This is a genomic window from Citricoccus sp. NR2 (assembly GCF_027594385.1).
In the GTDB taxonomy this organism is placed as follows: Bacteria; Actinomycetota; Actinomycetes; order Actinomycetales; family Micrococcaceae; genus CmP2.
The window spans coordinates 3,186,513-3,200,395 of record NZ_CP115154.1; the positions used below are offsets into that span (position 1 = coordinate 3,186,513).

General features: G+C 63.2%; 12 protein-coding genes and 1 riboswitch. Of the genes, 6 read left to right on the forward strand and 6 right to left on the reverse strand.

What is annotated here, in order from left to right; translation table 11 throughout:
• Positions 1–117 precede the first annotated feature (117 nt).
• A complete protein-coding gene (locus O1A05_RS15030) occupies positions 118–1,545 on the forward strand; it encodes an MFS transporter (protein WP_270105970.1) in 1,428 nt (475 codons plus the stop codon).
• Positions 1,546–1,839: 294 nt separating this feature from the next.
• On the forward strand, positions 1,840–3,042 hold the full coding sequence (locus O1A05_RS15035) for an IS110 family transposase (RefSeq protein ID WP_270105971.1): 1,203 nt from the start codon (positions 1,840–1,842) through the stop codon (positions 3,040–3,042).
• Between the two features lie 27 nt (positions 3,043–3,069).
• On the opposite strand, the gene O1A05_RS15040 is transcribed toward O1A05_RS15035, so the two are convergent.
• The 4 genes from O1A05_RS15040 to glyA all read right to left on the reverse strand — a co-directional run bounded on the left by O1A05_RS15040 (position 3,070) and on the right by glyA (position 8,137).
• Positions 3,070–4,824: an ABC transporter permease gene (locus tag O1A05_RS15040; protein WP_270105972.1), complete on the reverse strand. Its 1,755-nt coding sequence runs from the start codon at positions 4,822–4,824 to the stop codon at positions 3,070–3,072.
• Positions 4,817–5,770 carry an ABC transporter ATP-binding protein gene (locus tag O1A05_RS15045; protein WP_270105973.1) on the reverse strand — a complete coding sequence of 318 codons (954 nt, stop codon included), beginning with the start codon at positions 5,768–5,770 and terminating at the stop codon, positions 4,817–4,819. The genes O1A05_RS15040 and O1A05_RS15045 overlap by 8 nt, the downstream gene beginning before the upstream one ends.
• A gap of 104 nt (positions 5,771–5,874) precedes the next feature.
• Entirely contained in the window at positions 5,875–6,768 is an 894-nt protein-coding gene (locus O1A05_RS15050) for a bifunctional methylenetetrahydrofolate dehydrogenase/methenyltetrahydrofolate cyclohydrolase (RefSeq protein ID WP_270105974.1), read from the reverse strand.
• A gap of 73 nt (positions 6,769–6,841) precedes the next feature.
• On the reverse strand, positions 6,842–8,137 hold the full coding sequence (gene glyA / locus O1A05_RS15055) for a serine hydroxymethyltransferase (protein ID WP_270105975.1): 1,296 nt from the start codon (positions 8,135–8,137) through the stop codon (positions 6,842–6,844).
• A 38-nt stretch (positions 8,138–8,175) separates the two neighbouring features.
• Positions 8,176–8,295: riboswitch (ZMP/ZTP riboswitch) on the reverse strand.
• Positions 8,296–8,424: 129 nt separating this feature from the next.
• Between glyA and O1A05_RS15060 the strand changes: the two genes are divergently transcribed.
• A complete protein-coding gene (locus O1A05_RS15060) occupies positions 8,425–8,910 on the forward strand; it encodes a Fur family transcriptional regulator (RefSeq protein WP_270105976.1) in 486 nt (161 codons plus the stop codon).
• An 86-nt stretch (positions 8,911–8,996) separates the two neighbouring features.
• Positions 8,997–10,481, forward strand: coding sequence for a catalase (locus O1A05_RS15065; protein WP_270105977.1), 1,485 nt, complete (start codon positions 8,997–8,999; stop codon positions 10,479–10,481).
• Positions 10,482–10,581: 100 nt separating this feature from the next.
• Here the strand turns inward: O1A05_RS15065 and O1A05_RS15070 are convergent, their stop codons facing one another.
• Positions 10,582–10,854 (reverse strand): hypothetical protein, encoded by a 273-nt coding sequence (locus tag O1A05_RS15070; RefSeq protein WP_270105978.1) that lies wholly within the window; start codon positions 10,852–10,854, stop codon positions 10,582–10,584.
• 286 nt (positions 10,855–11,140) lie between these two features.
• Between O1A05_RS15070 and O1A05_RS15075 the strand changes: the two genes are divergently transcribed.
• Together O1A05_RS15075 and O1A05_RS15080 are read left to right on the forward strand one after the other, a co-directional pair.
• The gene (locus O1A05_RS15075) at positions 11,141–12,028 is read left to right on the forward strand and encodes a formyltetrahydrofolate deformylase (RefSeq protein WP_270105979.1); all 888 of its coding nucleotides are present in this window, start codon (positions 11,141–11,143) and stop codon (positions 12,026–12,028) included.
• A gap of 47 nt (positions 12,029–12,075) precedes the next feature.
• Positions 12,076–12,603, forward strand: a complete 528-nt coding sequence (locus tag O1A05_RS15080) for a gamma carbonic anhydrase family protein (protein ID WP_270105980.1) — start codon at positions 12,076–12,078, stop codon at positions 12,601–12,603.
• 28 nt (positions 12,604–12,631) lie between these two features.
• Here the strand turns inward: O1A05_RS15080 and O1A05_RS15085 are convergent, their stop codons facing one another.
• Positions 12,632–13,879 (reverse strand): ABC transporter ATP-binding protein, encoded by a 1,248-nt coding sequence (locus O1A05_RS15085; protein ID WP_270105981.1) that lies wholly within the window; start codon positions 13,877–13,879, stop codon positions 12,632–12,634.
• Positions 13,880–13,883 lie beyond the last annotated feature (4 nt).

Below are 13,883 nucleotides of genomic sequence, written 5' to 3' on the forward strand. Positions count from 1 at the left end.
TCCGCCTTGTATCTAAATACCAGTTTACGCGTGGTGTGAGTCAGCACACAATGGAAGGCAAACACGAACATCGTGCAGCCGCGCGATCTATCCGACCTTCGACCCGAAGGGGACCGTATGTCCGTCGAAACTTCCCAATACAGCAGATCTTCCAACCAGAAGCGCGTGGCGGCCGCCACCCTGATCGGCACCACCATCGAGTGGTACGACTTCTTCATCTACGCAACGATGGCCGGCTTGGTCTTCGCGCAGTTGTTCTTCGAACCGGCCGGCCCGTCGATCGGACTATTGATCTCCTTCGCCTCGGTCGGTATCTCTTTCCTGTTCCGACCGCTGGGCGCTTTCCTGGCCGGACATTACGGCGACAAGCTGGGCCGCCGTTTCATTCTGATGGTCACCTTGATCGGGATGGGCGTCGCCACGACGTTGATCGGCCTACTGCCGACCTACGAGACGCTGGGGATCGTGGCCCCGATCCTGTTGCTCGTCCTGCGCATCGTCCAGGGTATCTCCGCCGGTGGCGAGTGGGGCGGGGCGGTACTGATGGCCGTGGAACACGCTCCGGCCAAGCGCCGTGGGCTGGCTGGCTGCGTGCCGCAGTTGGGCGTGCCGTTGGGCATGCTGATGGCTACCGGCATCACCGCTCTGATGACCGGCGTCATCGCCCCGGGCGACGCCTTCCTGGAGTGGGGCTGGCGTGTGCCGTTCCTGCTGTCGATCGTGCTAATCGTGGTCGGCTACGTCGTGCGCATCGCCGTCGACGAGTCACCCGTTTTCCAGGAAATGGCCGAGAAGAAAGAACAGGCGAAGGTCCCGATCGTCGACCTGTTCCGTCGCTACTGGTACCTCGTTATCATCGCCGCCTTCATCTTCTCCGGCAACAACGCCGTTGGCTACATGTCGACCGGTGGCTTCCTCCCCGCATACGCCACCACCGACACCATCGGATTCGACCGCACCGAGATCCTGGTTGCCATGAGCTTCGCCTCAGCGATCTGGTTCCTCTCGACGCTAGCCTCCGGTCCTCTTTCGGATAAAATCGGTCGCCGCCGCACCTACATCATCGGCTACATCTGGCTGATCCCCTCCGTGTTCTTGCTGTTCATCCTGATCAACACGGGCTCCTTGGCCATGGTGTACCTGGCATTGCTCTTGGTTTGCATCGGCACCGGCCTCACCTACGGCCCCCAGGCCGCCCTCTACTCCGAGCTGTTCCCGGCCTCGGTGCGATTCTCCGGGGTCTCGATCTCCTATGCCCTCGGCGCAGTGATCGGCGGCGCGTTCGCCCCCACCATCGCCCAGGCGCTGCTCGACGCCACCGGAAGCTCGATGGCGATCTCGATCTACCTGTGCGTGATGGTACTCCTCGGCCTCGTGGCGGTGTTGCTGGTGCGCGATCGTAAGGGCATCGATATGTCCATCAAGAACGAGGAAGAGCAGGCCACCGGGATGACCGTGTTCGAGCCCGCTCGCACCGTGACCGCCTCGGATTCCCACGGAGATCCGTCCGGCGCCGACCAGCACCGGCAGCACACCGGAGTCTAAGTAGCTCGACTTCGCCAACGACCAGCAACGAGCAACCTCGGTGCCCCACCCACGACGGGGGGTGCCCCTATATTTATTCGTAGGTCCCGCACGGGGCCTGGTCGCTGGTCCTGGTATGGCTGATTTGCCCTGTCATTGATGATCCGGGGGTGTTGCCGCCAGGAATCCAGGACGCGCGTTGACTGCTGATAGGGGCTCGGCCCAATACTGTTGAGGTCTCTCCGTAACGTGGGTGCCAGCATCGGGTGTCATGACAACCAACGACCACTTTGGGGATGGTCGAGGAGGACTGTCATGAATACCGAATACGACATCTGGCTCGGACTCGACGTCGGCAAGACCAGTCATCACGGTTGCGGGCTCAATCTGGCAGGTGAGCGGGTCTTCGACCACGAGCTCTCGCAAGATGAAACAACACTTCGGGACGTGATCACGACTTTGCAGCACGAGTACGGCCGGGTGCTGGTGATTGTTGATCAGCCGAACACGATTGGTGCGCTTCCGGTCGCGGTCGCCAGGGATTGTGGAGCCGATATCGCTTACCTTCCGGGGCTAGCGATGCGGAAGGCTGCGGATTTGTATCCGGGTCAGGCGAAGACGGATGCCCGGGATGCGTTCATCATCGCTGACACGGCCAGGACGATGCCGCACACGCTACGGTCTGTGGATCGGGAGTCCGACGTCTTGGCGAATCTCAAGGTGTTGGCTGGCACGGATGAGGACCTGGCCCATGACACCACCAGGGCGATTAACCGGCTTCGGTCCTTGTTGCTCCAGATCCATCCAGCACTGGAGCGCGTCTTCAAGGGCACAGTGTTGACCAGGAGCATCGTGTTGGACCTCTTGATCCGGTATCGGGGACCAGCCGGACTGCGAGCAGCGGGGAAGTCTGGGGTAAAGCGGTGGGCACGCAACCACACCCGCAAAGATCCCTCGGCACTGATTGATGCGATCTTCGATGCCCTGGCTGAGCAGACCGTAACAGTACCCGGGAGTGTAGCCTCGGAGTCGGTAGTTCCTCGCCATGCGGCACGGATCAAGGCGCTGAAGAATGAACGGGCTGAGATCGAGGCAGAGGCCGCCGCACTGGCTGATTCGCTCCCTCTTCTTCAGGTCTTAACGTCCATGCCGGGAGTCGGCGTTAAGACCGCGTCCCAGATCCTCTTAGCGGCTGGTGATTTCTCCGCGTTTAGGACTGCTGGGCATCTGGCCGCGTATGCGGGTATTGCCCCGGTGACTCGGCGGTCGGGTACCTCGATACGGGGAGAGTTTCCCTCGCGGGCGGGTAATAAGCGGTTGAAGAACGCGTTGTTCTACTCGGCGTGGGTGGCGTCGTGTCATGAACCGGTATCGAAGGCATACTACGACCGGAAAAGAGCCGAAGGGAAACGTCATAACGCTGCAGTGATGTGTCTAGCTCGTCGCCGGCTCAACGTGCTCTTCGCGATGGTCAAGGCCGGGGCCTTCTACGAGACGAAGACCCCGGCTACAGCTTGACGAACAATGTAACGGGCACCGATGCTGTCAGCGCAAGAACAGCGCCCGCAGGCGATGCGTAGTGAACCAGATGCCCACGGTGATCATCACCACGAAATAGCCCAGATGGATGAAGGTCACTCCACTGAACGCCCCGACAGACAGCTGCCGCATCAGCTCGACGGCATGCCACAGCGGCAAGGCCTGAATGATTCCCTGAATCACCGGCGGGTAGACGCTCAGCGGGAAGAAAGTGGCCGAGAACAGGAACATCGGCATCATCACCACCCAGATCCAATCCATCTGCTGGAAGGTGCGCATGTAGCTGGTAATAGCCATCCCCAGGGACGCGAAGGCAAAAGCCACCAACAGTGCGGCCGGCACGAGCAGTAGCGACCACCAACTCGTGAGGTACCCCAGCACCGCCATCACCAGCATGAACCCGGTCGAGTAGATTCCACCGCGCAGCAACGCCATCCCAATCTCACCCATGGCCACATCGAGGGGACCCACCGACGTCGTCAGCATGGTGCGGTAGAGCTTGGCGTGGCGCAGCTTGAAGAAGACGTTCCACGTCGAATCGTAAATCGCACCATTCATGGCGGACACGGCCAGCAGCGCGGGTGCGATGAAGGCACCGTACTCCATCGGTCCGGCGGGTCCCTCCACCACACCCACCAGAGCCCCGAGACCCAACCCGAGGGAGAGCAGGTAGAGCACCGGCTCAAAGAAGCCGGAGATAAAGATGCCCCAATTATTGGTCTTCAGCGCACGGAATCCACGTTCCATCACGGCACGGATGTTGCCCGCATACATTCCCGCGAATGCACCCTGCCGCACCTCGATGCTCGGCATCGGCGGCACGGGACCGGAAAAATCCCGCTGGGCGTTGCGCTGTGCCACTCTCGAGCGCTTCGTCAGCTCACGCCTCGAGACGGTCACGAGGTCGCGCCCACCCAGCCGGCGCTCGAAGACGCGCGCCACGGCGATCCAGCCGACCGCGCAGAGTGCGAGCAGATACGCCACGTGCACGCCGGTAAGCCAGGCGGGATTGTCCATCCCATAGGTCAGGATGCGACCGAGCTGGGCGGCGTGCCACTGAGGGGAGATCCAGCCGATCCACTGCAGCGCCAGGGGCAAGGTGTTCAACGCGTAGAACGTGCCGGAGAACAAGAACATGGGCATGATGATGAACCGCTGGACCATGGCGAACTGGCCGGCATCGCGGCGCAGACTGGCAGCGTAGGCCATCAGCGGTAGGCCGATGGCCAGCCCGCCCGCCGTCGCCGTGAAGATCTGCACCCAGGCCCAAGGCGAGCTGACCACGCCGAAGGGCAGCATCATCACCAGGAACAGCGTGGCCTGCACCAGGAACCGGATCGTCACGCCCAGAATGTGCCCGGCCGCAATATGCCAGGGACGCAGCACGGTCGCCTGGGCCGCATAGAACGTCTTGTGCCAGGAGAATCCGCCCATGATCGGATAGGTGAATTCCGGACTGCCGGAGGTCAGGATGCTGGCGGCGAGCAGGGCGGGCGCCAGGAAGGCGACGTAGTCCACTCCCCCGATGCTGGCTTCGCCGCCGCCGATCAACGAACCCAGCCCCAACCCCATGGCCATGAGATAAATCAAGGGTTCGCCCACCGCCTCCACGACGACGACCGTCCCGTAGCGGCGCAGATTGCGCAGGAAATGCTCCGCGTACGACCAGACCGACCGCCACGCCGAAGGCACCCGGTGCTCGCGGGCCGGGGCGAGAGTGGGCAGCGTGGCGGCGTCGGAGAGACGTGTCTGCTCAGTCAATGAGCGACCGTCCCGTCAAGTGCAGGAACACGTCCTCCAGCGAAGACCGTCGCACCAGCGAGGAGCGCGGCGTCCACCCCGCGTTGGCCACCGTAGAAAGCGCGTGCTCGCCGTCGGGGGCGTAGAGCAGGATGCGGTCCGGAAGTACTTCCACCCGCTCAGCCACGGCACCCACGTCTTCGGAAGCCTCGAGCTCGGCTGCCACGACGGCGTTGCGGTCTGAGCCGTACCGCAGTTCCAACACTTCGCGGGTGGAATGCTCGCGGATCAGCTGGGCCGGAGACCCTTCGGCCATAATCCGTCCCTGGTCGACGACGATCAACCGGTCGCAGAGCTGCTCGGCTTCGTCCATATAGTGCGTCGTCAGCACCAGGGTGGTGCCAGCCTCCTTGAGGCGAAACAGCCGGTCCCACAGCACATGCCGGGCCTGAGGGTCGAGCCCCGTGGTGGGTTCGTCGAGCATGAAAATCTGCGGTTGGTTGATCAGCCCCCGAGCGATCACCAGCCGGCGCTTCATACCCCCGGAGAGGTCCTCGACCCGGGCATCGGCCTTCTCGGTGAGCTGGGCGAATTCCAGCAGCTCCTGGGATTTCGGGCGCAGGTAGGAGAAGGGCAGCCCGAAGTACCGCCCGTAGACAATAAGGTTGTCGCGCACCGTGAGCTCGAGATCGAGGTTATCCTCCTGGGGAACCACCCCGAGCTGGGCCCGCACCTGGGGACCGTGCTGTTCGGGATCCAGCCCCAGGATCTGCAGGGTACCGGAGGTGCGCTGTGAAACACCGCCGATCATTCGCATGGTGGTGGATTTACCCGCCCCGTTAGGGCCTAGCAGCCCAAACGCTTCTCCGGGTTCAACGTGAAAATTGATGGCGTCGACCGCGGTGAAGTCGTCGTAGCACTTGGTGAGTTGCTGAGCGGAAATGACCGCATCGGTGAAGGGCTGCACCGACTCATCGTAGCGAGACCGAGGTCACAGAAACAATCGACGGGCGAATACAGCAGTGCCCCGGACCTGCCATGAAGTGGGTCCGGGGCACTGCCGAATGCGCATCAGCGGGCGGCGTCTGCAGCTTGTCGTTCGGCGGCTTCGACCACGTTGGCGACCAGCATGACGCGAGTCATGGGACCGACGCCTCCCGGGTTCGGAGCCATCCACGATGCCTTCTCCGCCACGGCGGGATCGACGTCGCCGACGATCTTGGCTTTGCCGGTCTCCGGGTCTTCGCGGCGCGAGACACCTACGTCAAGCACGATAACGCCGTCCTTGACGTCCTCGGACTTGACCATGTGCGCCACTCCAGCCGCCGCGATGATCACGTCGGCACGACGGATGTGCTCCTGCACGTCAACGGTGCCGGTGTGGGCCAGGGTCACCGTGGCGTTGACATCCTTGCGGGTCAGCACGAGACCAGCCGGGCGGCCGATGGTCACGCCGCGGCCGATGACCAGCACGTTCTTGCCAGCCAGCTCGATGCCGTAGTGGCGCAGCAGTTCCACACAGCCCTTGGGGGTGCAGGGCAGCGGAGAGTCAAGCTCACCGGAGGTGGAGGCCACCAGGCGGCCCAGGTTCATCGGGTGCAGGCCATCCGCATCCTTGTCCGGGTCGATCGCCTCGAGGATGACGTCGGTGTCGATATGCTTCGGCAAGGGCAGTTGCACGATGTAACCGGTGCAGCGCGGATCCTCGTTGAGCTCCTTCAACACGGCCAGCAACTCGTCCTGCGTCGTGCTCTCCGGGAGCTCGCGCTGGATGGACTCGAGGCCCACCTCGGCGCAGTCCCGGTGCTTACCCGCCACATAGGACTGCGAACCGGGGTCCGCTCCGACCAGGACAGTTCCCAGCCCCGGGGTGACCCCCTGCTCCTTGAGCCGGGCGACGCGTGCGGCGAGCTCTTCCTTGATGGACGCCGCCGTGGCGCGGCCATCGAGTTTCTGTGCGGTCATCTGAACGCCCCATCCTTCTGTATCGTAAACACCAACTGACTCACTATGACTTTAGTGAGTCAATGGGCTGCTGTCACCAGGTTTCGAGGCCTTCGTACAACGGGAAATCGTCAGCCAGCTTGGCCACACGTGCCCTCAGTGCCTCCACATCAGGGGACGGCTTGAGCGCGGTGGCAATAATGTCGGCCACTTCGGTGAACTCAGCATCGCCGAAGCCACGGGTGGCCAGGGCCGGAGTGCCGATACGCAGACCAGAGGTGGTCATCGGCGGACGCGGGTCCCACGGCACAGCATTGCGGTTCACGGTGATACCCACCTGGTGCAGCAGGTCTTCAGCCTGACGCCCATCCAGCTCGGAATGGCGCAAGTCCACGAGCACCAGGTGCACGTCGGTGCCACCGGTCAGCACGGAGACGCCATGCTCTGCCACATCGGCACCCGTCAGGCGCTCAGCAAGAATCTGCGCACCAGCCAAGGTGTTGCGCTGGCGCTGCGCGAATTCCTCGCTGCCGGCGATCTTGAAAGCGACCGCCTTACCAGCAATAGCCTGCATCAGCGGTCCGCCCTGCTGGCCCGGGAACACCGCCGAGTCGATCTTCTTCTTCAGATTCTCGGTGGTCAGAATGAAACCGGAACGCGGCCCGGCCAGCGTCTTGTGCACCGTCGAGGAGACGACGTCGGCGTACGGCACCGGATTCGGATGCAGCCCTGCGGCTACCAATCCGGCAAAGTGCGCCATATCGACCCAGAGCTTCGCGCCCACTTCGTCAGCAATAGAACGGAACGCCTCGAAATCCAGCTGGCGCGGGTAGGCGGACCAGCCGGCCACGATGACGTCGGGGCGCTCGGCGACGGCCTGCTCGCGTACCTTGTCCATGTCAATGCGGTACGACTCCGAGTCCACTTCATAGGCAGCGATGCGGAAATTCTTGCCCGAGTAGTTCAGCTTCATGCCGTGGGTCAGGTGGCCACCATGGGCCAGGGACAGCCCCATCAGGGTATCGCCGTGCTCCATGAGCGCCTGCATCACGGCCACGTTGGCCTGGGCTCCCGCATGGGGCTGAACATTGGCGTGTTCGGCGCCGAAGAGATCCTTGGCGCGCTGGATCGCCAGATTTTCGGCGACGTCAACGAATTCGCAGCCGCCATAGTAGCGGCGACCGGGGTAACCCTCAGCGTACTTGTTGGTGAGCACCGAGCCCTGGGTTTCCAGGATGGCGCGAGGCACGAAGTTCTCGGAGGCGATCATTTCCAAGGTGCCGCGCTGGCGGCCCACCTCGTCGGCGATCGCCTGGGCGATCTCGGGATCAACCTCGGACAAGGGGGCAGTGTTGATGGATGTCTGGATGGTGGCGGTCTGGTCCGTCATGAGAGTCTCCTGCTGGCGGTATTGATCGAAGGGCGACGCATACGAACCCAGGCGGACGGCTCGTACACCAGCATGCGCGCCACACCTGAAAATCGTCAGTGCGACACGAGAAGCCGCTTCCCGGTGGTAGCCCACCTGCGCCAGTCGCGGCTTCCTCGCTCATCTTAGCCGCACCACCGGCGCCTTGCACTACCCTTACGGCCCCGCCCAAAACATGCCATGCGCCACAAGCTCAGGCTAGCCTAACCTTGCTTTTTTGAGTGATTCAAAATTGGGAGACTAGTGTCATGCGCCACGACGCCAGCCACACGACTGAGGGATCCCAGGCCCCCTCCCTGACCTGGGCCGCGCGACTGCGCCAGACGGGTCTGCGCGTCACCAAACAGCGCCTGGCTGTGCTGAACGCGCTCGAGACCCTGCCACATTCCACCGCGGACGACATTCTCCAGTCTGTGCGCGCCACCCTGCCCGATATGACGGTGCAGTCGATCTACATCGTGTTGCACTCCTTGGTTGATGTGGGACTGGCCCGCAAGCTGGACCTTCCGGATTCGGCCGCCCGCTATGAAACCCGCGTTGATGACAACCACCACCACGCCGTCTGCGTGCACTGCGGTCGCATCGAAGATGTGGCCTGCGCCGTCGGCCATGCCCCCTGTCTTACGCCGTCGCACGACCACGGCATGAGCATCCAGATTGCCGATGTGGTCTACCACGGCGTCTGCAGCAATTGCCGAGACGCCACCGCAGTCAAGGAAACCACCGCACCGTAGATCCGACCACAGACTGCTCCGCTAGCCGGCAGTCCCACAATTTCCATCTGTCCCACCCGTCCACTCGTACAACCAAGGAGAATGAGATGACCGAGAACACCACTCGTCACGCCACGGGTTCGACCACCCAGGCCGGTATCCCCGCCGTCAGCGACCGCAACTCGCTGACCGTGGGACCTAACGGCCCGATCGTGCTGCACGATCACCACTTGGTCGAGACCCTGGCTCACTTCAACCGAATGAACGTTCCTGAGCGCCGTCCGCACGCCAAGGGTTCCGGCGCCTTCGGCACCCTGAAGGTCACTGAGGACGTCTCCCAATACACCAAGGCTGACTTCCTGCAGCCCGGCAAGGAGACCGACCTGCTGCTGCGCTTCTCCACCGTCGCCGGCGAGCTGGGCTCTCCCGACACCTGGCGTGACGTGCGCGGCTTCGCCCTGAAGTTCTACACCGAAGAGGGCAACTTCGACCTCGTCGGCAACAACACCCCCATCTTCTTCCTGCGCGACCCCATGAAGTTCCCGCACTTCATCCGCTCACAGAAGCGCCTGCCCGATTCCGGCCTGCGCGACGGCACCATGCAGTGGGACTTCTGGACGCAGAACCCCGAGTCCGCACACCAGGTGACCTACCTGATGGGCGAGCGTGGCCTGCCCAAGACCTGGCGCGAGATGAACGGCTACGGCTCCCACACCTACATGTGGGTCAACGAGTCAGGCGAGAAGTTCTGGGTCAAGTGGCACTTCCTCTCCCAGCAGGGTGTGGAGGTGCTTTCCAACGAAGAGGCCGAGCGCCTGGCCGGTGCAGACGCCGAGTACCACCGCCGCGACCTGTTCGACACCATCAACGCCGGAGACTTCCCGAAGTGGGACCTCTACGTTCAGGTCATGCCGTACGAGGAAGCCAAGACCTACCGCTACAACCCCTTCGACCTCACCAAGACCTGGTCGAAGAAGGACTACCCGCGCATCAAGGTCGGCACCATGGAGCTGAACCGCAACCCGGAGAACCACTTCGCTCAGATCGAGCAGGCTGCCTTCTCCCCCGGCAACATGGTTCCCGGCATCGGCATGTCCCCCGACAAGATGCTGCTCGGCCGCAACTTCGCATACGCGGACGCTCAGCGCTACCGCATCGGCACCAACTTCCAGCAGCTGCCCGTCAACCGCCCGAAGAACGAGGTGCACACCTACAGCTTCGAGGGCAACATGTGGTACGACCACAGCGGCGCCCGTAGCGTCTACGCACCGAACTCCTTCGGCGATTCCTGGTCGGACGAGACCGGCGCAGTGGACGTCTCCTGGGAATCCGACGGCGAGATGGTCCGCGAGGCATACACGCTGCGCGAAGAAGACGGAGATTTCGTGCAGCCAGGCATCCTGATCCGCGAAGTGTTCACCGACGCTCAGCGCGATCAGTTCGTGGAGACCGTCTCCGGCGCTCTCGACGGCGTGCAGGAGCCCGTGCTCTCCAACGCCTTCCAGTACTGGAAGAACGTTGACGCCACCATCGGTCAGCGCATCGAGGATGCCGTCAAGGCCAACCTCGGCGATGACACCCCGGGTGTCTGATAGCACCATCACTCGGAGTTGATCTGAGCAGCACGAAGCCCCCACGGAAAATTTTCGTGGGGGCTTCGTCGTCGGCTGGAGCAGGTGTGCTCACCGGACCTTACTGGTCTTCTTCGGTATCGCCTTCCAGTCCACCGGTATCATCGCCGGTGTCCTCCAAGCCGCCGGCGTCGTCGCCGGTGCCGGACTCTTCAGCGCCGTCCTCGAGGGTGCCCTCGTCCATGCCGCCCTCCTCAGCGGGGGCCTCAACGCCATCTTCGGCAGGCGCGGTGTCTTCGGTGTTGTCGCATGCAGCCGTTCCCATCACGAGCAGGGAACCCACACCCAGTGCGGCAGCAAGCTTACGAAGTTTCTTCGGATCGGTCGTCGCCATGACTTCCACCTCCGTTGTCGTTGGGATTCGTCAAACGATGCGGTGTCTCCGCATCGTGGCGAGTCGTCCAAGTTCGTCAGAACCGGATAACTGCCACCCATCATGACCACACCGCCGGGTGACTATGAAACCCCTGAGCCGCAATTTCGGCACAATCACCGCGAGCTTTCACGGGGTGCCAAGGGTCCCTTGAGCTTTGTGGCGTGAATCACTATGCTCTTAGTTATTGTGATTCACGTACCGGCATTCCGCCTCCCTGAGCATGTCGAAAGGTAGTCTCGACGCTATGACTGACACCGCGAACTCCTCCGCCACCGAGAAAACTCTGATCCTGACCCTGTCGTGCACGAACCGTCCCGGAATCGTGCACGCCGTCTCCGGCGCATTGCTCGAGGTCGGGGCGGACATCACCGAATCTCAGCAGTATGACTCCCCCGACACCGGCAGTTTCTTCATGCGCGTGCAGTTCACCACCTCCGCTACCGCGGAGGCCACCGAGGAAGTGCTCGCCTCGGTGCGCGAGAAGTTCGACATGAATCTGACCGTCAATGACTCGCTGCGCAAAACCCGCACCCTGATCATGTGCTCCAAGGACGGACGCACCCTGAACGATCTGCTCTTCCAGCAGCGGGCCGGCACCCTGCCCATCGAGATCCCGGTGATCGTCTCCAACCACCTGGACCTGCAGCCGATGGCATTCTTCTACGGCATCCCCTTCGTGCACATTCCGATCAAGAAGAACGCCGACGGCACCGACAATAAAGCCGCCGCCGAGGCCCAGCTCATGGACTTGGTCAACACCTACGACGTCGAACTCGTGGTCCTGGCCCGCTATATGCAGGTGCTCTCCGACGACCTGTGCTCGAAGCTGGCCGGTCGTGCGATCAACATTCACCACTCGTTCCTGCCTTCCTTCAAGGGCGCCAAGCCGTACCACCAGGCCCACGCCCGCGGCGTGAAGCTCATCGGCGCCACCGCCCACTATGTGACCGGCGATCTGGACGAGGGCCCGATCATCGAGCAACGCGTGCAGCGGGTGACCCACGGTCTCACCGCCAAGCAGTTCGTGGTGCGCGGTCGCGAGGTGGAGGGCTCCACCCTGTGCCAGGCCGTGCAGTGGCATGCCGAGCACCGTGTGCTGCTCGACGGTCACCGCACCGTGGTGTTCTCCTAGTTCAAGACTCTCGACGGGACGCCACTTCGTCACCGTAGACTGGTGAGATGGCACACATCATCACCCTGTCCGGTTCCACTCCCCAGCTCCACGAGACCGTTTTCGCGGCCCCAACCGCCACGCTGAGCGGCGACGTCGCCCTGGGCCAGCAGTCCTCTGCGTTCTATGGGGTCTCCGTGCGCGGCGATTCCGCGCCGATCCGCGTGGGCGAGCGTACGAATCTGCAGGACAATGTGGTGGTCCATGCCGATCCGGGTTTCCCCTGCACCATCGGCGACGACGTCTCGGTGGGCCACGCCGCTGTGGTGCACGGCGCCACCGTGGGGAACGGGTGCCTGATCGGCATGTCGGCCACCGTGATGAACGGCGCTGTCGTGGGCGCGCAGTCGCTGGTAGCCGCGGGCGCGCTGGTGACCGAGGGGGCCGTCATTCCACCGCGTAGCCTGGTGGCCGGGGTGCCCGCCAAGGTCCGCCGCGAGCTCACCGAGGACGAACTCGCCGCGCTCAAGAACAACGCGGAGGCCTACGTGGAGAAGGCCGAACTACACCGCGAGGCGCTACGCGACGACTCCTGAAGGGCGCGTCAGCGTGGGCCAGTGCGCATCAGCGTTGCTGCGCCATCTCGATCTCGCGTTGCCGGTCTTCGGCGGCGAGCCGAGTCAACTCCGCACCACGCTCCGGGTCACGGGTCAGGTTATCCCCGGTCTCTGGGTCGAAAATATGAATCCGTGAGGTGTCCACCCACAGATCCAACGGCTGTCCGGGGCGTGCCAGCGACTCGGCCGAAAGGGTGGCTACCACCTGCGGGCGTAGCTCATCGGCGTCGAGCTCTTGAGCCAGCGCGGTGAGCCGGTCAGCCACCCGCTCGTCCTGCTCGTAGTCGATGTAGCCGTACTGCTCGTGGCCCAGCCACTCCACATGGCTGATGGTGGAGGGGAACACCGAGCCCTGTGCACGCTTGGCGTCGTCGAGCATCGAGGCATCCTCGAAGAACTCAGGGCGCAGGCCGATCAGCACAATCTCGCGGCCCAGGGCGGCGGCGGCCTTGTCTTGCGGGATCGGAATGTCACCGATCGGCGAGGAGAGCACGTGCCCCTCGGCGGTTTCCTTGTGGGTGGCGGGCAGGAAGTTCATCGACGGTGAGCCGATGAATCCGGCCACGAACAGGTTCGCCGGCTGTTCGTAGAGCTCCCGTGGTGAGGCGACCTGTTGCAGAACGCCCTTTTTCAGCACGGCCACCCGGTCGCCCAGTGTCATCGCCTCGGTCTGATCGTGGGTGACGTACACCGAGGTGACGCCCAGACGGCGCTGCAGTTGCGAGATTTCGGCACGCATCTGCCCGCGCAGCTTGGCATCCAGGTTCGACAGGGGCTCATCGAAGAGGAATGCATCGGCTTCACGCACGATGGCTCGGCCCATGGCCACACGCTGACGCTGACCGCCGGAGAGGTTGGCCGGTTTACGGTCGAGGTGATCGTCCAATTCCAACAGCGCCGAGGCCTCGCGGACCTTCTGGTCCACCTCGGAGTTGCTCAGCTTCGCCAGCCGCAGCGGGAACGCGATGTTCTCGAACACGGTCAGGTGCGGGTACAGCGCATAGTTCTGGAACACCATGGCCAGATTGCGCTCCTTGGGGTCCGCCTCGTTGACCCGCCGGCCATCGATCATCATGTCACCCGAGGTGATGTCCTCCAGGCCCACGATCATCCGCAGTAGCGTGGACTTGCCGCAACCGGAGGGTCCGACCAGAATCACGAACTCGCCGTCGGCAATGTCCAAGGAGACATCGTTGACCGCCGGGAAGCCGTCGTCGTACTTCTTGACGATGTTGTTCAGGGTGATGGATGCCATCAGT

Coding starts and splice junctions, on each gene's coding strand:
- O1A05_RS15075 (WP_270105979.1), top strand. CDS start 11,141: ATGACTGACACCGCGAACTCCTCCGCCACCGAGAAAACTCTGATCCTG.
- O1A05_RS15035 (WP_270105971.1), top strand. CDS start 1,840: ATGAATACCGAATACGACATCTGGCTCGGACTCGACGTCGGCAAGACC.
- O1A05_RS15085 (WP_270105981.1), bottom strand. CDS start 13,879: ATGGCATCCATCACCCTGAACAACATCGTCAAGAAGTACGACGACGGC.
- glyA (WP_270105975.1), bottom strand. CDS start 8,137: ATGACGGACCAGACCGCCACCATCCAGACATCCATCAACACTGCCCCC.
- O1A05_RS15080 (WP_270105980.1), top strand. CDS start 12,076: ATGGCACACATCATCACCCTGTCCGGTTCCACTCCCCAGCTCCACGAG.
- O1A05_RS15060 (WP_270105976.1), top strand. CDS start 8,425: ATGCGCCACGACGCCAGCCACACGACTGAGGGATCCCAGGCCCCCTCC.
- O1A05_RS15050 (WP_270105974.1), bottom strand. CDS start 6,768: ATGACCGCACAGAAACTCGATGGCCGCGCCACGGCGGCGTCCATCAAG.
- O1A05_RS15030 (WP_270105970.1), top strand. CDS start 118: ATGTCCGTCGAAACTTCCCAATACAGCAGATCTTCCAACCAGAAGCGC.
- O1A05_RS15065 (WP_270105977.1), top strand. CDS start 8,997: ATGACCGAGAACACCACTCGTCACGCCACGGGTTCGACCACCCAGGCC.
- O1A05_RS15070 (WP_270105978.1), bottom strand. CDS start 10,854: ATGGCGACGACCGATCCGAAGAAACTTCGTAAGCTTGCTGCCGCACTG.